This is a genomic window from Stenotrophomonas sp. TWI1149 (genome assembly GCF_039673155.1).
Lineage (GTDB): Bacteria > Pseudomonadota > Gammaproteobacteria > Xanthomonadales > Xanthomonadaceae > Stenotrophomonas > Stenotrophomonas maltophilia_AA.
The window spans coordinates 144,416-169,877 of sequence record NZ_JBDJLB010000005.1 but is presented as its reverse complement, the minus strand read 5'-3'; the positions used below and the strand labels follow the sequence as shown (position 1 = coordinate 169,877).

The 25,462-nt window shown below is 68.3% G+C and carries 18 protein-coding genes; 14 read left to right on the top strand and 4 right to left on the bottom strand.

Going from position 1 to position 25,462, the window contains the following annotated elements:
- Positions 1 to 44 precede the first annotated feature (44 nt).
- Positions 45 to 1,016 carry a glucokinase family protein gene (locus ABE424_RS07705; protein ID WP_176988483.1) on the bottom strand — a complete coding sequence of 324 codons (972 nt, stop codon included), beginning with the start codon at positions 1,014 to 1,016 and terminating at the stop codon, positions 45 to 47.
- Positions 1,017 to 1,429: 413 nt separating this feature from the next.
- Between ABE424_RS07705 and ABE424_RS07700 the strand changes: the two genes are divergently transcribed.
- The 7 genes from ABE424_RS07700 to ABE424_RS07670 all read left to right on the top strand — a co-directional run bounded on the left by ABE424_RS07700 (position 1,430) and on the right by ABE424_RS07670 (position 11,472).
- Positions 1,430 to 2,722: a sugar MFS transporter gene (locus tag ABE424_RS07700; protein ID WP_346492870.1), complete on the top strand. Its 1,293-nt coding sequence runs from the start codon at positions 1,430 to 1,432 to the stop codon at positions 2,720 to 2,722.
- Positions 2,723 to 2,764: 42 nt separating this feature from the next.
- A complete protein-coding gene (locus ABE424_RS07695) occupies positions 2,765 to 3,832 on the top strand; it encodes a LacI family DNA-binding transcriptional regulator (protein ID WP_176988192.1) in 1,068 nt (355 codons plus the stop codon).
- A 6-nt stretch (positions 3,833 to 3,838) separates the two neighbouring features.
- On the top strand, positions 3,839 to 4,867 hold the full coding sequence (locus tag ABE424_RS07690) for an SIS domain-containing protein (RefSeq protein WP_346492872.1): 1,029 nt from the start codon (positions 3,839 to 3,841) through the stop codon (positions 4,865 to 4,867).
- Positions 4,867 to 6,015, top strand: a complete 1,149-nt coding sequence (gene nagA / locus ABE424_RS07685; RefSeq protein WP_346479260.1) for an N-acetylglucosamine-6-phosphate deacetylase — start codon at positions 4,867 to 4,869, stop codon at positions 6,013 to 6,015. The genes ABE424_RS07690 and nagA overlap by 1 nt, the downstream gene beginning before the upstream one ends.
- The gene (locus tag ABE424_RS07680) at positions 6,012 to 7,079 is read left to right on the top strand and encodes a heparan-alpha-glucosaminide N-acetyltransferase domain-containing protein (protein WP_346492873.1); all 1,068 of its coding nucleotides are present in this window, start codon (positions 6,012 to 6,014) and stop codon (positions 7,077 to 7,079) included. Before nagA ends, ABE424_RS07680 begins: the two co-directional genes overlap by 4 nt.
- Before the next feature lie 154 nt (positions 7,080 to 7,233).
- Positions 7,234 to 10,227 carry an autotransporter domain-containing protein gene (locus ABE424_RS07675; RefSeq protein ID WP_346492874.1) on the top strand — a complete coding sequence of 998 codons (2,994 nt, stop codon included), beginning with the start codon at positions 7,234 to 7,236 and terminating at the stop codon, positions 10,225 to 10,227.
- Positions 10,228 to 10,383: 156 nt separating this feature from the next.
- A complete protein-coding gene (locus tag ABE424_RS07670; RefSeq protein WP_346492875.1) occupies positions 10,384 to 11,472 on the top strand; it encodes a S41 family peptidase in 1,089 nt (362 codons plus the stop codon).
- 57 nt (positions 11,473 to 11,529) lie between these two features.
- On the opposite strand, the gene ABE424_RS07665 is transcribed toward ABE424_RS07670, so the two are convergent.
- Both ABE424_RS07665 and ABE424_RS07660 read right to left on the bottom strand, forming a co-directional pair.
- On the bottom strand, positions 11,530 to 12,756 hold the full coding sequence (locus ABE424_RS07665) for a multifunctional CCA addition/repair protein (RefSeq protein ID WP_346492876.1): 1,227 nt from the start codon (positions 12,754 to 12,756) through the stop codon (positions 11,530 to 11,532).
- 13 nt (positions 12,757 to 12,769) lie between these two features.
- The gene (locus ABE424_RS07660; protein ID WP_346492877.1) at positions 12,770 to 14,746 is read right to left on the bottom strand and encodes a transglycosylase SLT domain-containing protein; all 1,977 of its coding nucleotides are present in this window, start codon (positions 14,744 to 14,746) and stop codon (positions 12,770 to 12,772) included.
- 144 nt (positions 14,747 to 14,890) lie between these two features.
- On the opposite strand from ABE424_RS07660, the gene ABE424_RS07655 reads away from it, so the two are divergent.
- From ABE424_RS07655 to ABE424_RS07645, 3 genes are all read left to right on the top strand, one after another.
- Entirely contained in the window at positions 14,891 to 15,295 is a 405-nt protein-coding gene (locus ABE424_RS07655; protein ID WP_346492878.1) for a biopolymer transporter ExbD, read from the top strand.
- 241 nt (positions 15,296 to 15,536) lie between these two features.
- On the top strand, positions 15,537 to 18,410 hold the full coding sequence (locus tag ABE424_RS07650) for a TonB-dependent receptor (RefSeq protein WP_346492879.1): 2,874 nt from the start codon (positions 15,537 to 15,539) through the stop codon (positions 18,408 to 18,410).
- 217 nt (positions 18,411 to 18,627) lie between these two features.
- Positions 18,628 to 19,254 (top strand): LysE family translocator, encoded by a 627-nt coding sequence (locus tag ABE424_RS07645; RefSeq protein ID WP_176988199.1) that lies wholly within the window; start codon positions 18,628 to 18,630, stop codon positions 19,252 to 19,254.
- Positions 19,255 to 19,398: 144 nt separating this feature from the next.
- Here the strand turns inward: ABE424_RS07645 and fhuE are convergent, their stop codons facing one another.
- Entirely contained in the window at positions 19,399 to 21,564 is a 2,166-nt protein-coding gene (gene fhuE / locus ABE424_RS07640; RefSeq protein ID WP_346492880.1) for a ferric-rhodotorulic acid/ferric-coprogen receptor FhuE, read from the bottom strand.
- A gap of 444 nt (positions 21,565 to 22,008) precedes the next feature.
- Between fhuE and ABE424_RS07635 the strand changes: the two genes are divergently transcribed.
- From ABE424_RS07635 to ABE424_RS07620, 4 genes are all read left to right on the top strand, one after another.
- Positions 22,009 to 22,488, top strand: coding sequence for a VOC family protein (locus tag ABE424_RS07635; protein ID WP_346490522.1), 480 nt, complete (start codon positions 22,009 to 22,011; stop codon positions 22,486 to 22,488).
- Between the two features lie 103 nt (positions 22,489 to 22,591).
- Positions 22,592 to 23,443 carry an AraC family transcriptional regulator gene (locus ABE424_RS07630; RefSeq protein WP_346492882.1) on the top strand — a complete coding sequence of 284 codons (852 nt, stop codon included), beginning with the start codon at positions 22,592 to 22,594 and terminating at the stop codon, positions 23,441 to 23,443.
- Positions 23,434 to 24,522, top strand: coding sequence for an alpha/beta hydrolase (locus tag ABE424_RS07625; RefSeq protein ID WP_346492883.1), 1,089 nt, complete (start codon positions 23,434 to 23,436; stop codon positions 24,520 to 24,522). The genes ABE424_RS07630 and ABE424_RS07625 overlap by 10 nt, the downstream gene beginning before the upstream one ends.
- 55 nt (positions 24,523 to 24,577) lie before the next feature.
- Positions 24,578 to 25,456, top strand: coding sequence for an EamA family transporter (locus tag ABE424_RS07620; protein ID WP_346492884.1), 879 nt, complete (start codon positions 24,578 to 24,580; stop codon positions 25,454 to 25,456).
- Positions 25,457 to 25,462: the final 6 nt, after the last annotated feature.

Below are 25,462 nucleotides of genomic sequence, written 5' to 3'. Positions count from 1 at the left end.
GCGTGGTGCGTTGTCCGCAGCGCCGATCCCGGCGCCGCGGCAGATCAGGTGTCCGAGCGGCCGAGGTACCAGCTGGCGGCGCCGATGACGCCCAGCTGCCCGTGCTCGACCACCTTCACGGGAATGCGTTCCAGCGCCTCGCGCATCGGCCCCTTGTTGAGGTACCGCTCGACGAACGTGCTGTTCAACAGGAAGTCGCGGATCTGCGGCAGGATGCCGCCGGCCAGGTAGACACCGCCGGTGACGCCGTACTGCAGTGCCATGTCGCCGATCGTGCTGCCGAGCAGGCCGCAGAACACGTCCAGGCTCTGCCGCGCGAGCGGGTCGTGGCCGGCCATCGCGGCGGCGGTGACCGCATCGGGGGTGGTCAGCGTCGGCGCCTGGCCGTTCAACGCGCACAGGGCGCGATACAGATTCATCAGGCCGGGGCCGGACAGCGCCTGCTCGACCGAGACATGCGAGCGCTCGCGCAGCATCTGCCGCACGATCGCCATCTCCAGTTCGGTGGTGGTGGCCAGGGTCGGCTGGCCGGCTTCGGTGGCCAGGACCACCGCGCCATGTGCGGTCGGGATCCACACGGCCGCACCGAGCCCGGTGCCCGGGCCGACCACCAGGGTCGGGCCGCGCGGGGCGGTGGCCGGGCCGGTCAGCTGGAGCACGCCGCTGGCATCGACCTGGGCGGCGGCATAGGCCACGGCCTCGAAGTCATTGACGATGTAGACCTGGTCCAGGCCGACCTCCCGCTCGATCTGCCGCGCCGACAGCGGCCAGGGCAGGTTGGCGGTGATCACCGTGCCGTCGTCGCGGGCATAGCCGGCGGTGGCGACCACGCAATGCGTCGGGCGCGGTCCATCGGCCAGGAAGTCGGACAGGATCGCGCTGAGGCCGGCGTAATCCGCATTGCGGAACTTGCGGTAGTCCAGCAGTTCGACCGGATGGGCCGGATCGGCACTGGCCTGGACCCGGCCAACCCGGACATGCGTACCACCCACGTCGGCCGCCAGGAACGGCGGCATCGCGGCGGGCGGGGCATGGGCCGGAACAGCGTGGGCGGCGTTGGTCACACGGACTCCATCGGTTGGGCGTGGCCAGGGCGGACCCGGCGATTGAGGCGGAGTCTGTAATCGTTCTGACAACGATGTCAACGATAACCTCAGACTTTCGATGTTGCGTCGCAACGTGGGTTTGCGCGCGAAAACGTTTTCATCACGGCGCCGTCATGTTTTGCAAACTCCCGTGAATACGGGCTCCGCTCCACCCGCCGCGAGCGCTGCCGCCAGATTGCGCAGGTGCAGCAAAGGAAAATGCGCGGGGGCGGCGTGAACCAGTTGTTGACAAACCCGGCGGCCGCAACGAATAAATGTGACAACGTTGTTCCCAGCCACTCTTCCGACGCCGCTCCGGCGCCGTCGATGCAGGAGCCTCCCTGATGTCTGCCGTGCCTGCTGCCTCCGCGCGTTCGAGCGTGCTCACCTCGATCCTGATCATCGGCGTGCTGTTCTTCCTGATCGGCTTCTTCACCTGGCTCAACGGCCCGTTGATCACCTTCGTCAAGCTCGCCTTCGAGCTGGACGAGGTCGGCGCCTTCCTGGTGCTGATGGTCTTCTACCTGTCGTATTTCTTCCTGGCGCTGCCGGCCTCGTGGATCCTCAAGCGCACCGGCATGAAGAAAGGCCTGAGCCTGAGCCTGCTGGTGATGGCGGCCGGCGCGGTGGTGTTCGCCCACTTCGCCCAGCAGCGCTGGTACCCGGGCGCGCTCAGCGGCCTGTTCATCATCGGCAGCGGGCTGGCCCTGCTGCAGACGGCGGTCAACCCGTACATCAGCATCCTCGGCCCGATCGAGACGGCCGCGCGCCGTATCGCGGTAATGGGCATCTGCAACAAAATCGCCGGCATGCTCGCCCCGGTGCTGATCGGCACGCTGGTGCTGCACGGCATCGGCGATCTGACCGAGCAGGTGGCCGCGGCCGACCCGGTCGTGCGCAGTGCGCTGCTGGATACCTTCGCCAGCAAGATCCAGTTGCCGTACATGGTGATGGCGGGGGTGCTGGTGGTACTGGCGGTGGGTGTGCTGTTCTCGCCGCTGCCCGAACTGAAGACGTCCGAAGCCAACGCCACGCCGGCCCGCGCGCCGGGGGTGGCCGAGCGCACCAGCATCTTCCAGTTCCCGCACCTGTGGCTGGGCGTGCTGTGCCTGTTCGTCTATGTCGGCGCGGAAGTGATGGCCGGTGATGCGATCGGCACCTACGGCCACAGCTTCAACCTGCCGCTGGACCAGACCAAGATGTTCACCTCGATCACCCTGGGCGGCATGCTGCTGGGCTACCTGGCCGGCCTGGCGATGATTCCGCACCTGGTCTCGCAGTCGCGCTACCTGAGCATCTCCGCGGTGCTGGGGGTGGTGTTCTGCACGGGCGCGCTGCTCACCCACGGCTATGTCTCGGTGGGCTTCGTGGCGGCGCTCGGCTTTGCCAACGCGATGATGTGGCCGGCGATCTTCCCGCTGGCGATCCGCGGCCTGGGCCGTTTCACCGAAACCGGCTCGGCCCTGCTGGTGATGGCCATCGCCGGTGGCGCGATCATTCCGCAGCTGTTCGCCGTGCTCAAGCAGCACTTCGATTTCCAGTGGGTGTTCGCCGGGCTGATGATTCCCTGCTACCTCTACATCCTGTTCTATTCAGTGCGCGGCCACCGGATCGGCCTGCCCCGCGACGGGCAGTGATCGGCGATCATGGACGCTCCACGGAACCCGCAGGACAAAGCCATGCGCAGAGCGACCATCAAGGATGTCGCCGAACGGGCCAAGGTGTCATTGAAGACCGTCTCGCGCGTCATCAACAATGAGCCCTCGGTGATGCAGGCCACCCGCGCGCGCGTCCTGCGCGCGATTGCCGAACTGGACTACGAGCCCGATCCGGCCGCGCGCAATCTGCGCACCGGGACCACCCTGGTGATCGGGCTGGTCTACGACAACCCCAATCCGTACCACATCATCGGCATGCAGAATGGCGTCCTCGCTGCCTGTCGCGAGACCGGGTTCGGGCTGCAGATCCATCCCTGCGATTCCAGCTCGCCGATGCTGGCCGAGGAACTCGCCGACTGGGTGCAGCGTTCGCGCCTGGCCGGGCTGGTGCTGACCGCGCCGATGTCCGAGCGCCGCGACCTGGTGGCGGCGCTGACCGGGCGAGGGATCAAGCTGGCGCGCATCATCGCCGGCACCGCCGACCCGGAAGATGGTGCCTGCGTGTTCGTCGACGACCGCGAGGCCGCCTACGAGGTCACCGAGCACCTGATCCAGCTCGGCCACCAGCGCATCGGCTTCCTGTGGGGCAGCAGTTCGCACGGCTCCAGCGTGGAGCGCCATGCCGGCTACGAGGCGGCGCTGCGCGATTACGGCATGAGCGTGGACAAGCACCTGGTGGTGCAGGGCGACTACACCTTCGACGACGGTTTCCGTGGTGCGCGCCGCCTGTTGGCGCTGCGCGAGCCACCCACGGCGATCTTCGGTTCCAACGATGAAATCGCCGCTGGCGTGCTGGCTGCGGCCAAATCGGCGGGCATGAACGTGCCCTACGACCTCTCCATCGCCGGCTTCGAGGACAGTCCGTTCTCGCGCCAGTCCTGGCCGCCGCTGACCACCGCCAAGCAGGCCACCGAGGACATCGCCCGGCATGCCGCGCGCCTGCTGATCGCGCAGCTGCGCAGCGATGCCTACGACGAAGCTCCGCTGCAGCTGCGCAACCAGGGCTTCGTGCCGCAGCTGGTGGTGCGTGGTTCCACCGCGCCGATGCGCCCGCAGGGTGCACGGCTTCCTTCTCCTGAAACGACCTGAGTCCCCATGTCCCTGCCTGCTCCCCACGACACCCTGATGTACCGCGAAGCCGCCGAGGCCGCCGATGTGATCGCCGCGCAGTTCGCGCGCAACCAGGTGGCCGTGGAGACGCTGGCGGCCAGCCTGCGCGCGGCGCCGCCGCCGTTCGTGGTGACCTGCGCGCGGGGCAGTTCCGATCATGCCGCCACCTACGCCAAGTACCTGCTGGAAACGCGGCTGGGGCTGGTGACCGCCTCGGCCTCGCCGTCGGTGGGCTCGGTCTACGAAGCGCCGCTGAAGCTGCGTGGCGCGCTGTACATCGTGATCTCGCAGTCGGGCAAGAGCCCCGACCTGCTGCGCAACGCCGAGGCTGCCCGTGCGGCCGGCGCGCGCGTGGTGGCGCTGGTCAATGTCGAGGATTCGCCGCTGGCGCAGCTGGCCGAAACGGTGATCCCGCTGGGCGCGGGCGCCGAGCGCAGCGTCGCGGCGACCAAAAGCTACCTGGCCTCGCTGTCGGCGATCCTGCAGCTGGTGGCGTACTGGACGCAGGACGTCGGGTTGATCGCTTCGCTGCGCACGCTGCCCGATGCCCTGCGCGCGGCCTGGAACAGCGACTGGTCGTCGCTGACCGAGGGCCTGGTGCCGGCGCACAACCTGTTCGTGCTTGGCCGTGGCCTCGGCCTGGCCGCCGCGCAGGAAGCGGCGCTGAAATTCAAGGAAACCTGCGGCCTGCACGCCGAGGCCTACAGCTCGGCCGAGGTCAAGCACGGCCCGATGGCGCTGGTCGGCCCCGGCTTCCCGGTGCTGGCGTTCGCCCAGCCGGATGAAACCGGCGCCGGCACCCGCGCGGTGCTGGCCGAGTTCGCCGCGCGCGATGCCCAGGTCTGGCTGGCCGATGTCGATGGCGACCTGCCGCTGCCGGTCGCACCGCACCCGGCCTGCGCGCCGCTGCTGACCATCCAGAGCTTCTACCGCGCGATCAACGCGCTGGCGCTGCGTCGCGGCCACAACCCCGATCTGCCGCCGCATCTGAACAAGGTGACGGAAACCGTCTGATGAAAACTGTCCTGCGCAACGCCCGCATCCTGGCCGGCGACGACTTCCGCGATGACCTGGCGGTGGTGATCGAAAGCGGGCGGATCACCGCGCTGGTTTCCGATGCCGCACCGATGCTCGGCCAGGCCGATGAGCAGGTGGACCTGGGCGGCGGCTGGCTGCTGCCGGGCTTCATCGATGCGCAGGTCAACGGTGGCGGCGGGGTGCTGTTCAACAACAGTCCGGATGTCGCCACGCTGCGCACGCTGGCGCAGGCGCACCGCCGCTTCGGCACCACCGGGCTGCTGCCGACCCTGATCAGCGACGACGTGCAGGTGATGCGCGCGGCCATCGCCGCGACCCGCCAGGCGATCAGCGAAGGCGTGCCCGGCGTGCTGGGCATCCATCTGGAAGGCCCGTACATCGCGCCGGCGCGCAAGGGCACCCACGACGCCAACAAGTTCCGCGTCCCCGACGCCGCCGAGATCGCCCTGGCGGCCTCGCTGGACAACGGCGTCACCCTGCTCACGCTGGCCCCCGAACGGGTGCCGCTGGAGAGCATCCGCGCGCTGGTCGAACGGGGCGTGGTGGTGGCGGCCGGTCACACCGCCGCCAGCTATGAAGAGGCGCGTGCCGGCCTGGAGGCGGGCATCCGTGGCTTCACCCATCTGTACAACGCGATGTCGCCGCTGACCGGGCGCGAGCCGGGCGCGGTCGGGGCGGCGCTGGAAGACCGCGACAGCTGGGTCGGCATCATCGCCGACGGCGTGCACGTGCACCCGGCCAGCCTGCGCGTGGCGCTGGCGACCAAGCCGCGTGGCAAGGTCATGCTGGTGACCGATGCGATGCCGCCGGTCGGTGCGGAAGACCCCAGCTACGAGCTGTACGGCGAGGTCATCACCGCGGTGGACGGCGTGGTGCGCAATGCGGCCGGCTCACTGGCCGGCTCGGCGCTGGACATGGCCACCGCGGTGCGCAACAGCGTGCAGCTGCTGGGCGTATCGCTGGCCGAGGCGGCGCGCATGGCCTCGACCTATCCCGCGCAGTTCCTGAATCTGGATGACCGCTACGGGCACATCGCCGAAGGGCATCACGCCGATCTGGTGCTGCTCGATGACGCCCTGCAGGTGCGCAGCACCTGGATCGCCGGGCAGCGCGAAGACGTATGAGCGCCACGCCGTCAGGACGGATGGGCTCGATCGACGCGCTGCGCGGCCTGACCGTCGCAGCGATGCTGCTGGTCAACAACCCGGGCGACTGGAGCCATGTCTACGCGCCGCTGCTGCACGCGGACTGGCACGGCTTCACCCCGACCGACCTGATCTTCCCGTTGTTCCTGTTCATTGCCGGCGTCTCGATGGCCTTCAGTCTGGCCCCGCGCGCGGGCGACCCGGCCACGCGTCCGGCGCTGGTGCGTGGGGTCCTGCAACGCGCGCTGCGCATCCTGATCGCCGGCGCACTGCTGCACCTGCTGGCGTGGTGGTTGTTCGAGCTGCCGGCGTATCGCCTGTGGGGTGTGCTGCAGCGGATAGCGTTGTGCGTGGCGGTGGTCGGCGTGCTGGCGGTCTACACGCAGGCGCGGACGCAATGGGCGGTGATCGTGGGCCTGCTGGTGGCCTATGCCGCGATCCTGCTGTCTGCCGATTCGCTGGAGCCTTGGTTGAATCCGGCCAGCCGGCTGGATACCGCGCTGTTCGCTCCCTTCCTGTACAAGTATTCCGCGCTCACCGGCCTGGGGCATGACCCGGAAGGGCTGCTGAGCAGCCTGGGCGCGATCGCCAGTACGCTGCTCGGCCTGCGCGCCGGTGCGTGGCTGCGGGCCGGCCGAGCGCCGCAGCTGGCGATGCTCGCAGCGGTGTGTCTGGCCATCGGCGGCCTGGCCACCCTGTGGCTGCCGCTGAACAAGCAGCTGTGGACGCCGAGCTTCGTGCTGTGGACGGGCGGTCTCTCCGTGGCGGCACTGCTGCTGGCGCATCTGCTGATCGATCGCTGGGGCGCGCCCGCGCTGGGCCGGCGCTTCGGCGTGAACGCGATAGCGGCCTATCTCGGTTCCTCGGCGATGGCCCTCGTGCTGGGGGCCACCGGTGCATGGGCCTGGATGTTCCATGCGCTGGAGCGGGCATTGCCGGAGGCGCCGAAGCTGGCCTCGCTCGGCTGCGCCGTGGGTTTCGTGGCGATCTGGTGGGGCGTGGTGTGGGTGCTGGATAGCCGGCGCGTCTACCTGAAAATCTGAATGCGAGGGCATGCGGGCGCACATGCCGTCGGCGCCGGCATCCGTCCGGATTCTTTACCTTCGCATCACGTTTGCGCAGTAAAAGTACCTACGCCGGTCATCCGTAAAAGCACTGGGCCGTTGCTGTCCCCCTTCTGCTGAACAGGAAAGGTACATGCACCAGATGCTTGCTCGGGCGGCTCGGCCGCTGCTGTCCGTCCAGATAGCCCGCCTGCTGCATGTTGGCCGTTATGGCGCCCTCGGCACCGCACTGATGGCCGGGGCATTCCCGGCCTGGGCGGGCTGCGACAACCCTGCGCCCACCACCGGTCAGACCGTGACCTGCTCCAGCCAGCTGCCCAATCCGGACACTGTCCCGGTCACCGGCGCGGCAGGCAGCAGCACCATCACCCTCAATGTGCTGAGCAACGCCCAACTCGCGCCTGCCACCGGCAACGCCATCACGCTGCAGGCCGGTGGCGGTGGGCACCTGATCATCAATGACGGAAGCATCCTTGCCGGCGCCGGGCGTGGCCTGCAGCTGGATGCCGCTTCCACCGTGATCAATCGCGGGGTGATCAGCGGCAGCACCGGTGGTGTCTTCTCTGGTGCCGGCAATGATCGGCTGGAGATGCTGGCCGGCAGCATCCGCGGCGGCGTGGTGCAGGGCGCAGGCAACGATACGCTGCTGATGCGCGATGGGGTCATCGACAGCGTCGACCAGGGTGATGGGGTGGATACGCTGGAGGTCAGCGGCGGCACCATCACCGGCACGGTGCAGCAGGGCAGTGGCCAGGACGTATTCCTGATGACCGGTGGCACCGTCGGCGCGCTGCTGCAGGGCGACGGCACCGATCGCTTCCGCATGACCGGCGGGCAGATCATCGGCGGCTTCGACGACGGTGACTACGCCGAGATGACCGGCGGCCGCATCGGCCGGGTCAACATGAAACTGGAAAACAACACTTTCGACATGTCCGGCGGCACCATCGACGGCAATCTCGTCACCGGCTTCGGCAATGACACCATCCTCCTGTCCGACGGCTATATCGGCGGCAACATCAGCGTCAGCGGTGGCGACGATGCGATCACCATCACCGGGGGCACCGTGCGCGGCGAAATCCGTGCCAGCACCGGCACGGACCGGCTCACCTGGTCCGGTGGCGGCGTGGTCTACGGCGCCGTGGACATGGGCGAGGGCGATGACGTCAGCACGCTCAGCAACCTCAACAACAGCCATCTCGGCGCATTGCCGCTGTTCACCGGTGGCGCGGGCACCGACCTGCTGACCCTGAACAACGTCAAGACCAATGGCGTGGCGCGTTTCACCGCTTGGGAGCAGATCAACCTGCGCCAGGACAGCCAGCTGACCGTCGATGCCGATCTGGTGCTGGCCGACGCCACCACCGGCGGTGGCACCCTGGATATCGACCGCACCAGCACGGTGTTCGCCGGCGGCTTCAACGCCAGCGTGCGCAGCTTTACCGCAGGCCAGCAGGTCAACGTCATCAATGCCGGTCGCATCGACCTGAGCAACGGCAGCAATGGTCCGGCGGATGCGTTCACCATCGCGGGCAACTACGTCGGCAACAACGGCGGTGTGTACCTGCACTCGGTGCTGGCGGGTGACGGCGCGCCCTCGGACCGCCTGGTGATCTCCAATGGCGTGGCCAGCGGCAGCACCGGCCTGGGCATCCTCAACGCGGGTGGCAGTGGCGCGGCGACGCTGGCCGACGGCATCCTGGTGGTGCAGTCGATCAATGGCGCCAGCACCGCGCCGAACGCATTCGCGCTGTACAACCCGGTCGCGGCCGGTGCGTTCGAGTACTTCCTGTTCAAGGGCGGCGTCAGTGCCGGCAGCAGCGAGAACTGGTATCTGCGATCGACGCTGGTAACGGGTGTCCTGGCGGCCCCGGCGCCCGCGCCGCCGGGTGTATCCACGGTCACCCCGCCGCCGCCGCCGCCGGAGGATGCAGGCACCCCCCCGCCGCCCCTGACCCCGCCGCCGTCGCCGGATCTGCCGGAGAACCCGGACCCGCTCGCCCCCGAACCGGCACCGCCACCGCCGCCGCCCGAACCGGCACCGGTGGCGCCCCCGCAGGCCGATACCCCGCCGCCGGTACCGACGACCCCCGCCGCAGTACCCGGTCCATTGGCGGTGCCGCCGACGCCCGGCGCCGTGCCCGCCGACGGCGACATGATTCCGCTGTACCGGGTTGAGGCAGCCACGTATGCCGTGGTGCCGCCGCTGCTGCGCGAGACCAGCCTCCTGAGCCTGGGCACGTTCCACGAGCGCCAGGGCGAACAGCGCCTGCTGGCCGGGCAGGGTGGCTTCCGCGCGGCGTGGGCGCGGATGATCGGCCAGAGCCATGAGCAGCACTGGGAAGGCGACGCCAGACCCAGCTTCGACGGTGACATCCAGGGCATCCAGGCCGGCGTGGATCTGTTCGCCACCGCCGATGACCGCCACCGCGACCAGGTCGGTGTGTTTGTCGGGCGCACCCGTGCGCAGGGCAACGTCAACGGTTTCGCGATCGGTTGGGACAACGTGGCCGTCGGCCGTACCCGCCTGGACGACAAGCACGTCGGCCTGTACTGGACCCGCGTGGGCAGCGCCGGGGGCTACCTGGACACGGTGGTCATGCAGAGCCGCTACGACGGCAATGCATGGTCGGCACGCGGGCTCGGCATCGATCTGCGCGGTGACGGCACTACCGCCTCGCTGGAAGTCGGCAAGCCGCTGCTGCAGCTCGGGCAGTCCGCCTGGTGGCTGGAGCCGCAGGCGCAGGTGATCTGGCAGCGCACCGCACTGGATGACGGCGCCGACCGCATTTCCACCGTGGGCTACGACAACGACAACGCATGGACCGGCCGCGTCGGCCTGCGTCTGGCGGCCGACTACACCCTCGCGGGCAATGGCTGGCAGCCCTACTTCAAAGTGAACTACTGGCAGACCTTCGATGGCGAGGATCGCATCACCTTCGGCACCAATCAGTTGACCAACCAGCAGGGTTCGCGCGCACTGGAAGTGGGCGTCGGCGTGGTCGCGCGCTTCAACGCCAACGTCAGTGCGTTTGCGGTGGCCGACTACACCCGCGACCTGGAAAGCAGCGAGCAGAAGGAGCGCAAGAGCATCGAAGGCAACATCGGGCTGCGGTTCGATTGGTGAGCCTGTTGTGGGCACGGGTTGATTGCCGGCACGCTGCCCGGAATGAGGTGCTCTTCATTTCGGGCTGACGTGTCGCTGAAATTGCGGAGTGCCTGCTGTTCCTGGGCCACATGCAGCGCTATGCTGCGGCCCACTCAACTACACGGATGTAGCGCGATGGTGACGTCCAGAGGATTTCGTTCTTCGCTTCTTGGGCTGCTGGCCGGTCTGCTGTTTGCACCGATGGCGAACGGACAGGACATGCCGACGCCGGCGGTGCAGGCACGGATCGTCGAGGTGCTGGAACGCGAGGCGCTGTATCGCGACAAGGTTGACTGGCAGGCACTGCGGTCCCGCCTGCAGGCCCCTGATACCGATCCGGCGCAGACTTGGACGCTGCTGCGCGACGCCATTGCCGTGAGCAGCGGCGGGCATGGGCGGTGGATGCCGGCGACGCACCCGGCGCTGCAGTCGCCTTCGACTCGCGGCACGGCGGCGGCAGCCCAGCGTGCGCCGGCAAGCCGGCAGACAGACGAGATCAGCGCCACGCCGCAACGCACGGATCTGCAGCGCGATATGGATACAGTGGGCCGCCGCATTGGATGGATGACGGTGGGCGCCTTCAACGCGAGCGGCGCGGGCGACAGTCCGGCCTGGCAGCAGGCGAGCCTGGCGTTTGCCGGCAGGCTGCAGAACGCGATCCGCAGCAAGGATCGGGCGGAGCGATGCGGCTGGGTCGTGGATTTGCGGGGCAACAGCGGCGGCAACATGTGGCCGATGCTGCTGGGCCTGGCGCCCCTGCTGGAAGAGGCCGATGGTGAAGCGCCGCGGATCGGTGCGTTCGCCACGGCCGATGCGGAGCGGTCATGGTCGTCGCACGATGGCGCCGTCTGGCTGGAGCAGAAGAAACTGCTCGACGGCGGCGCGGCGGTGTATCGGCTGCGCCATCCCGGCGCACCGGTGGCGGTGCTGTTCGGTCCGCGCACCGCCAGCTCAGGGGAGGCGACGGCGCTGGCCTTCCGTGGGCGTGCCAATACCCGGAGTTTCGGCCAGCCCACGGCGGGCTTCTCGACCGGCAACCGTACCGAGCGTCTGCCCGACGGAAGCGCACTGCTGGTCACCGGCAACGTCATGGTCGACCGCAACGGCCAGGGCAATGGCGGCAGGATCGCCCCGGATGTGGTCGTCGGTGAAGGCGAGGACGCGGCGGCAGCGGCGCGCGATTGGCTGCTGGCACAGCCCGCGTGTGCGGCCAGCGCCAGCTGAGACGGCGTCCGGTTCGCCTGGATCAGGCGGGGCCGGGGTCTGCCGCCCAGGCATCGATCAGCGCGTACGCACTGCGCTGATCGCCTTTACCCGTGCCTTGGCCAGCGCTTCACCTACTGCCGGGCCCTTCAATCCGCCCAGATCCAGATCGCGCGCCTGCACTGCCAGCGCGGCCTGGTGCAGGCGTTTCAGCGTTTCACCCTGCGGGTAGTCGCTGTCCTCGAAGCCCAGCCGGCCGCGCTTGTCGGCTTCGCAGCACAGCGCGATCTGCGCGATCCGCTCGGGGCGACGGAAGCCGTCGCACCGGGCCAGCAGCTCGAGCACGGTGGCGTCGCGCAGTTCGTCGATGCGGTGCACGTTGAGATGATCGCGGCAGACCGCTTCGGCCAGCTGGCGGTGATCGACCGGTACCTTCAGGCGTTCGGCCAGCGCGCGCAGCGGGGCGACACCGCGCTGCTCGTGCATGATGTGGCGCGGCCACTCGTCGGGCGGCGTGAGGCCCTTGCCGAGGTCATGGGTCAGCGCGGCGAAGCCGATCAGATCGTCGCCGGGCGCCAGCTGTGCGGCCATGTCGCTGACCATTTCCTGGTGCAGGCCGGTATCGACTTCCGGATGGAACTCCGCGCGCTGCGGCACGCCGTACAGCGCCTCCAGCTCGGGCAGGATCGCGCCCAGCGCATGCGCATCGTGCAGGGTGCGCAGGAAGGCGGACGGCCGGGCGGAGGCCAGCGCGCGGCGCAGTTCCTGCCAGACGCGCTCGGGCACCAGCGCCTCGAGTTCGCCGCTGGCGGCGATCTCGCGCATCAGGGCCATCGTCTCGGCGGCCACGGTGAAGCCGAGCGGGGCGAAGCGCGCCATGAAGCGGGCCGCACGCAGCACGCGCAGCGGATCCTCTACGAAGGCCGGGCCGACATGACGCAGCACGCGCTGTTCGATATCGCGCACGCCGCCATAGGGATCCACCAGGGCACCGGTGGCCTCATCGCAGGCGACGGCGTTGATGGTGAAATCGCGGCGCTGCAGGTCTTCTTCCAGCGTCACCGAGGGATCGGCATCGACCACGAAGCCGCGATAACCGCGGCCGGACTTGCGCTCGGTGCGGGCCAGCGCATATTCCTCACCGGTGTCGGGGTGCAGGAACACCGGAAAATCCCGGCCCACGGCTTTGTACCCCTGCGCTTCCATCTGCGTCTGGGTGGCGCCGACGACGACCCAGTCGCGGTCACCGGGGGTCTGCTGCATCAGGCGGTCGCGCACGGCGCCGCCGACAAGATAGATTTTCATGCCGACATGCTGCTCAGTCGCCGCCCTTGTCGGCGTTGGCCGCGCAGGCGAAGGTCTTGCGCTTGACCTGAAGGCGGCCGTTCATGCGGTCGGTCACCGGCAGCGCATCGCCGTTCAAGCGCCAGTCGTAGATCACGCTGAAGGCCAGGATGCGCGCGACGTACTCGCGGGTTTCCTTGTAGCTGATGGTCTCGATCCAGATGTCCGGATCGAAGCCCGGGCGCTGCGACTGCCAGCGGGCAGTCGGGGTCGGGCCGGCGTTGTAGGCGGCGATGGTGACGTAGGGCAGGCCGTCGTACTTGTTCATCAGCTGGCGCAGGTAGGCCGTGCCGATCGCGATGTTGGTATCCGCGTCGTACAGGCTGGCCGCACCCCCGTAGTTGGTCAGGCCGATGGACTTGGCCACGGCCGCACCGGTGGCCGGCAGAACCTGCATCAGGCCCATGGCGTTGGCCGGCGAGCGCGCCTTCGGATTGAAGATGCTCTCGGCGCGGATTTCCGCGGCGACCCAGGCCGGGTCGATGGCGTTGCGCGCGGACTCGCGGCGGATGCTGTCGTCGTGGTGCAGCGGGAAGCGCAGCGAATACAGGCGCTGCTCGTCCGGGGTCTTGCCCAGCGAGAACACCGCACGATCGAACCAGCCGTTGTCGCGGGCGACTTCGACGGCGAGGCGACGCTGCGTGGTGTCGTAGCGGCTGAGGGCGTCGTTCCATTCGGCCACGGCCCAGCCTGCCCGTTCGATCTTGAACAGTTCCATCGCACGCACGATCGCCGGGTCACGCGCGACCGCTGCCTGCGCCTGGGCGCTGTCGTTGGGTTCCCACGGGCACAGCGTGTAGTTCTGGCCGAGCTGGTCGGCGGCGAGGAAGCCATGGAAGGTGGCCGCACGGGCCGCCTCACGGAAGGCGGCCTGCGCTTCACTGCGCTTGCCGGTCTTGTCCAGCATGCGCGCTTCGAAATAGCGCCAGCGCGAGTCGGCGCGCTGGGTCGGGCCCATCTTGCGGATCGCGGTCAGCGCGGCCGGCCAGTCGCCGCGCGACAGTGCTTCGCGTGCGCGCCATTCGTGCAGGCGCTCGTCGTACGCCGATTCGGGCACGGCGTTGAGGCGGCGGGCGGATTCGGGACCGTACGAGGCGACCGTCCACAACGCGATCTGGTACAGCACCTGCGCGCGCTGCGCGGCGCTCAGCTGCAGCGCATCGGCGTACTGCGGCAACTGCTGTTCGGTAGCGCCCGGGTCGGCCTTGGCCAGCTTGGCCAGGCCATCGGTGGCGATGCGCCGGCTGCGTTCGTTGCGCGGCCAGTTCAGTGCGCTGGCGTTGGGCTTGTCGACGAACGCGGCATACGTGTTGGCCAGCGCCAGATCGGCGGCCGGCAGGCCGCGTGCGGCGCTGCGCATCACGGCAGGCTGCTGCTCATCGGCCGCTGCGTCGATACGTGCCCAGCGCAGTTCGGCGTTCAGGCCGCCCTTGGCATCCAGGACCGCGAACACCGGGTCGCAGGCATCGGGCAGCGATTTACCGGTACTGCGCCAGAGCGCCTGGGCCTCGCTGACCCATTGCGCATCGGCCTTGCCGGTGGCCTGGCGCGCATTGAGCTGGGCGCAGCGCAGGCCGACATTGGCGGTGTCGGTCCAGTTGGCCAGCAGCGTCGGCCAGTCCTGGCGGCGGGCCACGGCCGGCAGCCACACGTTGCGGAAGCTGGTCGCGACGGCCTGGCCGCTGTAGCGCTTGAGGAAATCCTGGGCCTGCGCGTTGCTGACGGTATCGATGTTGCGACGCAGGTTGGCGAACTCCACCCAGCCATACAGCGGGTGCCGGCTCAATGCGGCCGCCTGGGCAGGGTCGAACTGGCCGCGTTCGGCGTTGTCGATGACGGCTTTGAGCTGCGCGCGCTGCGCATCCAGGTTCTGGGCATCGGCCACCGGGCTGACGCCGGTGCAGGCCAGCAGGACGGTCGCGCTGAAGAAATAGAGGGGAAGTCGTGTCATGCCGAAAGCATAACGGGGGCGGGTGAAAGGCGGTGAGGGCAAGCCGACTCGAGGATGAACGGATCCCTGCCAGGACGCGGAAGCAGGGGGGCGCGGGCGTAGTCTCGGCCTTGGGGCAGCCGGCCCCCTGTCAAGGAGCAGACCATGGCCTTCCGCGCAGCAGGACATGCAGGACCGTTGGCCGAGATCAACGTGACCCCGTTGGTCGACGTCATGCTGGTGTTGTTGATCATCTTCATCGTGACCGCCCCGATGGTGGCGTTGCCGATTCCGGTCCATCTTCCCCAGCCCACCACCGTGATGCCACCGACGTTGCCACAGTCCCCGATCGAGGTGCGGGTCGACGCCGGCAACCAGGCCTACTGGAACGGCCAGCCGATCGCCGTGGAGACGCTCGAGCCGCGGCTGCAGGAACAGGCGCATGACCACGCGGGCAACCTGCCGACGCTGCGCATTGCGGCTGATCCCGACGCGCACTATGACGTGATGGCCAAGGTTCTGGCGGCGGCCAACAACGCCGGGATGGACCGGATCGCGTTCGTCCAGTAGCGGCCCGACGGCCCGCCTGCATGGCCTCGAACGCCCTTGGAAACAAGGGCGTTCTTCATTGCGTGATTCCGTCCAGGGAAGCGCAGGAAGCCACGCGCGCACGTAGTCGGCTTTGTCGATTCCGCGTGAAACAGTGGCGTGCGTCACTCCTTCACATTTACAGGTTGTTTACAAAGGAGACACTGCCGCCATGCAGGGGGGCGCGGCAGTCCCGCCCACCATTCCTTTGGAGAGAGAGCGAATGAACAACCTGCATCACCGCCCGCTGGCGGTTGCTGTATCGCTGTGCCTGCTGCTGGCTGCGCCGGCCCTGGCCAGTGCGCAGGACGCGCCACGCAGTACTACCGACCTGGACCGGGTGGAAGTGACCGGCAGCCGCATCAAGCGGGCCGAGGTGGAAGGGCAGGTACCGATCCAGACCCTGACCCGCACCGAGATCGAGCGCACCGGCCTGACCTCGATCGGCGATGTGCTGCAGCAGCTGACCGGTTCCGGTTCGGCGCTCAATGCGAAGTTCAATTCCTCGGGAAACTTCGGCTTTCCGCCGGATGGCAGCGGCGTGGGTGCGGGCTCGGCCCAGGTCGATCTGCGGCACCTGGGCGCGAAGCGGGTACTGGTGCTGGTCGACGGCATCCGGTGGGTCAATGAGTCCTCCGCATCCGGCGTGGGCGCAGCGACCGATCTGAACACCATTCCGCTGGCCATCGTCGAGCGCATCGAAGTGCTCGAAGACGGCGCCTCCTCGCTGTACGGCTCCGACGCCATCGCCGGTGTGGTGAACATCATCACCCGCCGCGAATTCGATGGCGCGCAGGTGACGATGAACTACGGCGAGTACGGCAAGGGCGACGGCACCCAGAAGGGCGTGGACCTGGCGTGGGGCACCCGCGGCGACCGCTACAGCCTGTTCCTGGGCGCCAGCTGGACCAAGCAGGACCCGGTGTATGCGCGCGACCGCGAGCAGTCGCGCCTCCCGATCCCGGGTACCGGACTGGCGTTCGGCAGTGGCGGCATTCCGCAGGGACGCTTCTCCTTCGTGGATCCCAATACCGGTGCCGACCAGGACATCGTGCCCAATACCGGGGTGAGCAACCCACGTTACGACGGCAGTGCCGGCTGCACCCGCAGCGATGATTACCACTGCTTCACTTCCGCCGACCGCTTCAACTTCGCCGAGTACAACATGGTGCTCACGCCGTCCGAGCGGAAGGGCATCTTCGGCCAGTTCCGCTTCGATCTCACCGATGACATCCAGTGGTACATCAAGGCCCTGGGCAACCGCCGCGAATCCACCAACCAGGCCGCACCCGAGCCGCTGTTCTTCGGTCCCGATGGCGCCACCGGCAACCCGCTGGCCGACAACATCGTGGTCTCGGGGCTCAACCCGTACAACCCGTTCGGCTTCGATCTTGTCGCCTCGGGCAACATGAGCCTGATCGGCCGCCGCCCGGTGGAAGGTGGCGCGCGCGTATTCGAGCAGGAGGTCAACACCCAGTACTTCGCCACCGGTCTGGTCGGCCAGTTCCAGGCGGCGGACCGCAGCTGGTTCTGGGACCTCAACGGGATGTACAGCAAGAACAAGGCCGAGCAGACCAACTACGGCAGCTACGACATCTACAAGGTCAACATGGCGCTGGGTGATCCGGCCGTGTGCGCGGCCACGCCCGGCTGCGTGCCGCTGAACATCTTCGGTGGCGTCGGCTCGATCACGCCGGACATGCTGCGCTGGATCCAGCCGGTGGTGCGCGACCGCAGCCAGAACGAGTTGAGCCTGTTCACCGCCAACCTCAGCAGCGAACTGTTCACCCTGCCGGCCGGCCCGGTCTCGTTTGCCACCGGCTATGAGTACCGCAAGTACGAGGGCCGCTACGATCCGGATCCGCTGACCGTGATCGGCCACTACAACGGCGTGCCCTCGCTGCCCACGTCCGGCTCCTACGACGTCAACGAGGCCTACCTGGAGTTGAGCGTGCCGATCTTCGCCAAGAGCGCGCTCGGCGAGAAGCTCGACCTGAGCCTGGCTGGGCGCTACTCGGACTACTCGACCTTCGGTGGCGAGTTCACGCCGAAGTACGGCCTGCGCTGGCAGGTGACCAACGACTTCGTGTTGCGCACCAGCTATGCCGAAGGCTTCCGTGCGCCGTCGATCGGCGAACTGTACGGCTCGGCCGCACGTGCCGACCTGCAGCTGTTCGATCCCTGCTCGGTCGGGCTCGGCGGCACGCCACCCCGCGGCAACGCGGCCAATTGCGCCGCCCTCGGCGTGCCCGGCGGCTTCCAGCAGGCCAACTCGCAGATTTCGGTCACCACCGGCGGCAACGCCGAGCTGGATCCGGAGCGCTCGCGCAGCTTCAGTGCCGGCTTCGTGTGGAGCCCGTGGTTCGGCAGCAATGCGTCCTGGTCGGAGCGCTTCGATGTCGAGGTGACGTTCTACCGCCACCACATCGAAGGCGCGATCCAGGCGATCAACGCCCAGACCCAGCTCGACCTGTGCGTGGATACGCTGGACCCGCTGTACTGCGCCGGCATCACGCGGGCCTCCACCGGCGCGGTCAGCAGCTTCAACAACCGGCTGACCAACCTGGGCTCGATCAAGACCGATGGCTGGGATGTGGACCTGTTCTGGACCCTGCCGCAGACGGAGATCGGCCAGTTCAAGCTGGGCTGGCAGAACACCTTCGTCGGGCGTTACGAGGCCCTGGGGGCGGCGGGACAGAAGCAGCCGCAGGAGCCGGGCGTGGAAGTGGCCGACAGCTCGATTCCGGAATGGACCAGCAATGCCACGCTGAGCTGGAACCTGTCCAACTGGAACGCCTCCTGGACGGTGCGCCATATCTCCAAGCTCACCGAAGAGTGCGGCGATGTGGCCGCCTTCCCGATCTGCGGCAACCAGGCCGAGGGCACCAACGAACTGGCGGCGACCACCTTCCACGACATGCAGGTGGGCTACAAGGTCGACTGGATGAAGGGACTGCAGCTCAGCGCCGGCCTGAACAACGTGTTCGACAAGGATCCGCCGATCTGCCTGTCATGCTCGCTCAACGGCTACGACGCCTCGACCTACGACATCCCGCGCGGTCGCTACTGGTACGTGCGCGCGGACCTGCGGTTCTGATCGCGGGCTGATGCGGAGGTGATAGACCGGGGCGCCTTCACGGCGCCCCGGTGGCGGCCTGCAGCAGTACCGGTCAGGCCCCGCTGCGTGCAGCACCGGACAAATGCGTTGCGCACACCGGCCATCGCGGGTGCCTGGCATGCTGGCGCATTCTGCGTCAGGCATCATGGGGAGCCGGCCAGCGGCCGGCACTCCCCCTCTCCTGAACTGTATTGCCATGAATCTGCATACCTGGTGGATCTTCGCCGTCACCGTGTTCGTCCTGTGCGGCACGCCCGGCCCGAACATGCTGCACGTGATGACCCGCAGCGTGCGGGTCGGCTTCCGCCGCAGCATCGCTGCGATGGCCGGCTGCCTGACCGCGCTGGTGCTGGCCCTGGCAATCTCCGCCGCCGGGCTGGGTGCCGTGCTCAAGGCGTCACCGATGGTGTTCGACGTGCTGCGCTATGCGGGCGTGGCGTATCTGGTCTACCTGGGGATCAAGGCGTGGCGCGGCGGTGATGCGCCGATCGACGTGGGCAGCACCACGGCGCTGGTGCCGAGTTCGCGCACCGTACTGTTCCGCGACGGCTTCATCATCGGCATCAGCAACCCGAAGCTGCTGCTGTTCGCCTCCGCGTTCCTGCCGCAGTTCGTCGATCTCGCCCAGCCGCAGCTGCCGCAGTTCGTGATCCTGGTGGGCACCTTCGCGGTGATGGAGATGTTCTGGTACGCGGTGTACGCCGCCGGCGGTCGCGGCCTGGCCGGTCATCTGGCCAAGCCGGGGCTGCGCAAGGTGTTCGACCGCGTGGTCGGCACGATCTTCATCGGGTTTGGATTGGCGCTGCTGCGCGCGCGGCCGTGATGGTCTGGCGCTGGTGCTGCGCGCACGACGTTGATGGTAGTGCCGGCCGCTGGCCGGCTCTCGACCCATCTGCCCGGGTCCCCAAACGCAGAGAGCCGGGCAATGCCCGGCTCTCCTTGTTGACGCGTTGCGATCAATGATCGATCAGAACGACCAGGTGAACGTCAGGCCGCCATTGCGCCCATCACCGTACGCACCGTACCCGTTGATCTGCGAGAAGTACGTCTTGTCCAGCAGATTGTTGAGGTTGGCCTGCACGCTGAACTCCGGCGAGATGCGGTAGCGCACGAAGGCACTGACCAGCGCATAGCCGCCCTGTTCGATGCGGCCATACGCCGGCACCGGATAGTAGATCCCGTTCTGCCAGTTGGCACCGCCGCCGATCGTCAACGCGGTCAGCGACTGCGGGGTGTAGCTGGTGAACAGCTTGATCGTGGTCTGCGGCAGGTTGGTGTTGATGTCCGCGTCGTTGATGTCCTTGGCCACGTAGCGCGAGGCGCCAAAGGTCGCGTTCCAGCCCGGCGCCAGTTCACCATTGAGCTCGAACTCGAACCCACGGCTCACCGTGCCGCGCGCAGCGATGTAGGCGAACTCACCCGGACGGCTGGCGATCGGCTCGCTGGTGATCTGCGCGACATTGTCCTGCTCGATGCGGAACGCAGCGACGGAGGCGTTCAGGCGGTTGTCGAACCATGCGCCCTTGACGCCGATTTCGTAGCTCTTGCCGTCCACCGGATCGAGGTAGCTGCCGCTGCGGTCGCGCGCTGTCTGCGGCTGGAAGATCTCGGTGTAGCTGGCGTAGGTGGAGTAGGTGTCGTTGATGTCGAACACCAGGCCGGCGTAAGGGGTGGTGACCTTGTGCGAACGGTCATCGCCTTCACCTTCGCTCTTCCAGTCGGTGTAACGCGCGCCCAGGATCAGCTTGAGCGGATCGGCCAGCGACAGGCGGGTGGCAACGTAGCCAGCCTTCTGGGTGATGGTGCCTTCGCTCTGCAGCGGCAGGGTGCCGACCCAGTTCGGTTCCGGGAAATCGCCCACGCCGGCCAGGTAGTTGTCCAGCGGCGCCCAGCCGACCTGGTAGTCGCCATAGTTGGCGAACTCACGCTTGTTGTAGCTCAGGCCGGCCATGAACTGATGCTCGCGGCCGAACAGCTGGAACGGACCTTCCACGAAGCCGTCCACCGCATTGACCTTGCGCTCGGTGTTGTAGAAGCCGGCCGAGGGCGAGACGCCCGCGCCGGTGGTCTTGTCCAGCAGCGATGCGCCCGAGGTCCAGTCGTTGTAGGCCGGGTAGAACAGCTTGTCGTCGGCCTTGGTGGTGTCGTGGGTTGCGCCGAGCTTGACCTTCCAGTCGTTGGCGAAGGCATGTTCCAGCGTGGCGAACAGGCGCTTGCTGGTGGTGTCCCAGTAGGTCCAGCGCGGGTTGGCGCTGAAAGACTCATCGAACGGGGTCGGGCTGCCGTCGGAGAACAGCATCGGGAAGCCACCCCAGGTCGCGCCGTTGGCGCGCTTCTGCTGGTAGTCGTAGCCCACGCTCAGCTGGGTGTCCGGGGTCAGGTCGGCGTCGATCACCGCATAGCCCAGCGTCTTGTGCTGGTCGTAGCGGTCCATCTGCGATTCGGTGTCCAGGTAGCTGCCGATGACGCGCGCGCGCACCGAGCCGCTGGCATTCAGCGGGGTGGTCACGTCCACCGTGCTGCGGGTGCGGCCCCAGCTGCCGACGTTGACCGACACATTGCCGGTCAGCTCGGCGCTGTCGGCATGCTTGCGGATCAGGTTCACCGAGGCGGACGGATTGCCGGCGCCGGACAGCAGGCCGGTGGCGCCACGCACCACTTCCACGCGGTCGTACAGGGCCAGGTCCAGGCCGGAATCGCCGTAGCTCCAGTTCTGCACCATCTGCGTCGGCAGGCCGTCGAACTGGTAGCTGTCGATGTAGAAGCCGCGCGCGTAGAACTCGGTGCGCTCGGTATCGGACTGGGTGCTGCTGACGCCGGTGGTGTTGGCGAGGACGTCGATGATGTCATCGAGGTTCTGGTCCTCGATGCGCTGGTGGCTGATGATGCTGACCGACTGCGGGATCTCGCGCGGGGCGAGATCGAAGCGGGTACCGGCCGAGGTCCTGCGGACCGAATAGCCTTCGGCGCGCTCGCCCTTGACCACGATCCTGTCCAGGGTGGTGGCATCAGCGGCAGCGTCCTGCGCGAAGGCAGGCGCGACAGCGAAGGTGCACAGGGCCACCACCAAGGCCTGCGGCAGCGGGCGGCGGTGCATCGACGGGCGGGACAGCACGTGGGCGGAGCGGGTCATCGGCGTTTCCAGAAAGTCGGCAACGCGCATGGCCGGCGTCCTGGGTGGCCTGCGGCGGAGCGGAGTGGGGGCAGGCAGCGGCTGGCGGGGGGCGTGGACCCGACGCGGGCTCGATAACTGTTCGCGGGCGCGCATCCCTTACGCGACCCGGATCACACTATGGTAATAGCAATGATTCGCATCATCAACCGCATCGGACCTCGGCACCGCAGCGCAGGGCTGGCGACTCCAGGCGCACTCGTATTCATACTTCCCGCTGCCGAGCCTCCGCTGCCGAGCCTCCGCAGGCGCAGGCGCGCCTAGTGGCTCGCCGGAGATACCCGCGCGCTGGGTTAACGGCTGCGTCGCTACCCTGAGCCTGCGCTGGGTGCACAACCTGAGCCTCCGCGCGATCCGGCGGCCCCGCGCATGCCAGGCCGCCTTCCTCCGCTGCAGGAGATGCCCATGGTCAGCAAGAATACGATCTGCCTCTGGTTCGACGGCACCGCTCTGGAGGCCGCCACGTTCTACGCCGCCACCTTCCCGGACAGTGCGGTGCACGCGGTGCATCACGCACCGGGCGACTTCCCCTCCGGCAAGCAGGGGGACGTACTCACCGTCGATTTCACCGTCGCCGGCATTCCCTGCCTCGGGCTCAACGGCGGCCCGGCGTTCAAGCACAGCGAAGCCTTCTCCTTCCAGATCGCGACCGATGACCAGGCCGAGACCGACCGGCTCTGGAACGCGATCGTCGGCAACGGCGGCGAGGAAAGCGCCTGCGGCTGGTGCCGCGACAAGTGGGGCCTGTCCTGGCAGATCACTCCGCGGGTACTGACCGATGCGGTGACCAGCACGGACCCCGCCGTGGCCCGGCGCGCGTTCGAGGCGATGATGACGATGCGCAGGATCGACGTGGCGGCCATCGAGGCGGCGGTGAAGGGCTGAGGCGGCCTGCGCGGCGAGCGGCAGCCGGCAGCAAGAACGATCAAATGACACGCCGCGCGCTGGGTTACGCTGCGGACCCGTTCATCGGCATGGATCTGGCGGCATGGGTGCGGCACGCAGGGCCCTGTGGTACATCGAAAGCCACTTCGCTGAAAACCCGTCGCTGGCCGATATCGCCGGCGTGGTCGGGCTGTCCCCGTTCCATCTCTCGCGCCTGTTCCAGCTCGGCACCGGCACCTCGGTGGTGCGCTATCTGCGTGGGCGCCGGCTGACCGAGGCCGCACGCCAGCTGGCGGCCGGCGCCGGTGACATCCTCGGTGTCGCGATGGTCGCCGGGTACGGCTCGCACGCGGCATTTACCCGCGCGTTCTCCGAGCAGTTCGGGCGCTCGCCCGAGCAGGTCCGCGAGCAGGGGCTGGGTGGTCTGACGCTGGTGGAGGCCTTGAAGCTGGACGACGCCGCCACCCCCTGCATGATCGAGCCGCATCGCGCGTACCGCGGTGCCCTGCGCGTCGCCGGTATCGGTGCACGCCATACGTCCGCGACCGTCGCATCGATTCCCTCGCAGTGGCAGCGCTTGGAAGAAGCGCATGGCCTGGGCGCGGAGATCGCCTATGGGGTGTGCGGCAACAATGATGCCGATGGCGGCTTCGACTACATCGCCGGGGTGGAGGTCCGTGCCGACGCACCCGTGCCCGCAGGCTGGCAGGCGATCTCGATCGCGCCCCGCGATTACCTGGTCGCCTGGCACGCCGGGCACATCTCGGCGATCCGTTCCACCTGGTTCTGGTTGTTGAACGACTATCTGCCGGGCTCCGGCCTGACCCTCGCCGATGCACCGGACCTGGAGCGCTATGACGCGCGCTTCGATGACCGCAGCGGCCACGGCGGGGTGGAGATATGGCTGCCCCTGGCCGACACGCTGCCCCCCAAGGAGATCGACCCATGCGAATGACCGCCCGTTGCTGCGCCGCGCTGTTGTGGCTCTGCCTGCCCACGTTCGCCTCGGCCGCCGCGCCGCCGGTCGGAGAGCGCCACGGCATCGCGCATACGCCGAGTGCGGCCGTGCGCGATGCCGACCACCGCGACAGCGTGCGCTATACCGTGTGGTACCCGGCCCGGTCCGGTACGCAGGAAACCGCGCTGACGATCGGCCCGCCGGGCGCGCCGTTGTTCGAGGTGGGCACGGCCGCCGCCGATGCCGCCATGGCCAAAGGACGCTGGCCGGTCCTGCTGCTCTCGCACGGCAACGGCGGCAGCGCACGGATGATGGGCTGGTTTGGCACCGCGATGGCGCGCGCAGGGTATGTGGTGATCGCGGTGGATCATCCCGGCAACAACGGCGTGGACCCGATGACCGAGGCGGGCAGCATCCTGATGTGGAATCGCGTGGATGACCTCGCGGCCGCACTGGCCGCCGTACAGGCCGACCCCGCGCTGGCGACGGACATCGACAGCACGCGGCTGGGCATCGCGGGCTATTCGGCGGGTGGGTTCACTGCCCTGGTCGCCGGGGGTGCACGCCCGGATGTGCAGCGGCTGCTGGCGTTCTGCCGCGCGCATCCCGCCGACGGGGTCTGCGCGCCCCAGGCGGAGAACCCGACGCTGACGCTGGCGCGCCGGTTGACCGCCGCAGCGACGCCGGAACTGGCGCCGTGGGTTGCCCGGGCCGGGGACGATCGCGCCATCGCAGGCGTGGGCGCAGTGTTCCTCATCGCGCCGGCGATGGTGCAGGCCTTCGCACCTGAAGAACTGGAGAAGGTAACGCAGCCGGTGTCGATCGTCGTCGGTGCGGCGGATGCGGTGGCGTCGCCTGCGACCAACAGCGACATCGTGGCCACGACACTTCCGAAGGCGAGGCTGACCACCTTGCCAGCCGTCGGGCACTACGATTTTCTGTCCAGCTGCACCGCCTTGGGCCAGACACGCGTCGGCGCACTCTGCCAGGTCACGGCGGCCAAGCAGGCCACGCACGCGGCCGCGATCAAGGAAGCGACGGCCTTGTTCGACGCGGCGTTGTCGGCAACGCGCTGACGCGGATCCGCCCGCCAGGGGAATCTCTGGCGACGATCCGCCATATCCTGTGCGGATGTCGACCTCCCGCCTCTCGTCCTTCTTTCCCGCCCTGGCCGTGCTCGGCTCGGTCACCTCGCTGGCCGTGGGCACCTCGTATGCCAAGCAGCTGTTCCCGGTGATCGGCGCGCAGGGCACCAGCGCACTGCGCGTGGGGTTCTCGGCGCTGGTGCTGCTGATGGTGTTCCGGCCGTGGCGCTGGACCACCTCGCGTGCCGATGCCGGCGCGATCATCCGCTACGGCATCACGCTCGGCGTGATGAACCTGCTGTTCTACATGGCCCTGCGCACGATCCCGTTCGGCATCGCGGTGGCGATCGAATTCTGCGGGCCGTTGGCGGTGGCGATGTGGTCCTCGCGGCGGCCGGTCGACTTTGTGTGGGTCGGCTGTGCGCTGGTCGGGCTGTTGCTGCTGCTGCCGTTGGGCCATGGCGAGCCGCTGGATCCGGCCGGGGTGATGTTCGCCCTCGGCGCGGCCGTGTGCTGGGCGATGTACATCATCTTCGGCAAGCGCGCCGGGCATCTGCCGGCCGGGCATACCGTGTCGCTGGGTCTGTGCGCGGCGGCAGTGGTGGTGGTGCCGGTGGGCGTGGCGCACGCGGGCATGGCGCTGCTGGATCCGAAGATCCTGCTGTTCGGCCTCGGGGTGGCGATCGTGTCCAGCGCGATTCCGATGTCACTGGAGATGATGGCGCTCAAGCGGTTGCCGAAAGAGACCTTCGGCATCCTGATCAGCATGGAGCCGGCGGTCGCGGCGCTGCTGGCGATGGGGTTGCTGGCCGAACACCTGACCCCGCTGCAGTGGGCGGCGATCGGCTGCACGGTGGTGGCGTCGGTGGGCAGCACGGTGACCGCGAAACGGGCGGTGCCCGCGGTGCCGGGCGCGCCGGCGTGATCGCGA

Bases quoted from the DNA above. Each gene is read 5' to 3' on its own strand.
- ABE424_RS07670 (WP_346492875.1), top strand. From the start codon at position 10,384: ATGGTGACGTCCAGAGGATTTCGTTCTTCGCTTCTTGGGCTGCTGGCC.
- ABE424_RS07705 (WP_176988483.1), bottom strand. From the start codon at position 1,016: ATGCCGCCGTTCCTGGCGGCCGACGTGGGTGGTACGCATGTCCGGGTT.
- ABE424_RS07645 (WP_176988199.1), top strand. From the start codon at position 18,628: ATGAATCTGCATACCTGGTGGATCTTCGCCGTCACCGTGTTCGTCCTG.
- ABE424_RS07700 (WP_346492870.1), top strand. From the start codon at position 1,430: ATGTCTGCCGTGCCTGCTGCCTCCGCGCGTTCGAGCGTGCTCACCTCG.
- ABE424_RS07650 (WP_346492879.1), top strand. From the start codon at position 15,537: ATGAACAACCTGCATCACCGCCCGCTGGCGGTTGCTGTATCGCTGTGC.
- ABE424_RS07635 (WP_346490522.1), top strand. From the start codon at position 22,009: ATGGTCAGCAAGAATACGATCTGCCTCTGGTTCGACGGCACCGCTCTG.
- ABE424_RS07620 (WP_346492884.1), top strand. From the start codon at position 24,578: ATGTCGACCTCCCGCCTCTCGTCCTTCTTTCCCGCCCTGGCCGTGCTC.
- nagA (WP_346479260.1), top strand. From the start codon at position 4,867: ATGAAAACTGTCCTGCGCAACGCCCGCATCCTGGCCGGCGACGACTTC.
- ABE424_RS07690 (WP_346492872.1), top strand. From the start codon at position 3,839: ATGTCCCTGCCTGCTCCCCACGACACCCTGATGTACCGCGAAGCCGCC.
- ABE424_RS07680 (WP_346492873.1), top strand. From the start codon at position 6,012: ATGAGCGCCACGCCGTCAGGACGGATGGGCTCGATCGACGCGCTGCGC.
- ABE424_RS07675 (WP_346492874.1), top strand. From the start codon at position 7,234: ATGCACCAGATGCTTGCTCGGGCGGCTCGGCCGCTGCTGTCCGTCCAG.
- ABE424_RS07630 (WP_346492882.1), top strand. From the start codon at position 22,592: ATGGGTGCGGCACGCAGGGCCCTGTGGTACATCGAAAGCCACTTCGCT.
- fhuE (WP_346492880.1), bottom strand. From the start codon at position 21,564: ATGACCCGCTCCGCCCACGTGCTGTCCCGCCCGTCGATGCACCGCCGC.
- ABE424_RS07660 (WP_346492877.1), bottom strand. From the start codon at position 14,746: ATGACACGACTTCCCCTCTATTTCTTCAGCGCGACCGTCCTGCTGGCC.
- ABE424_RS07695 (WP_176988192.1), top strand. From the start codon at position 2,765: ATGCGCAGAGCGACCATCAAGGATGTCGCCGAACGGGCCAAGGTGTCA.
- ABE424_RS07655 (WP_346492878.1), top strand. From the start codon at position 14,891: ATGGCCTTCCGCGCAGCAGGACATGCAGGACCGTTGGCCGAGATCAAC.
- ABE424_RS07625 (WP_346492883.1), top strand. From the start codon at position 23,434: ATGCGAATGACCGCCCGTTGCTGCGCCGCGCTGTTGTGGCTCTGCCTG.
- ABE424_RS07665 (WP_346492876.1), bottom strand. From the start codon at position 12,756: ATGAAAATCTATCTTGTCGGCGGCGCCGTGCGCGACCGCCTGATGCAG.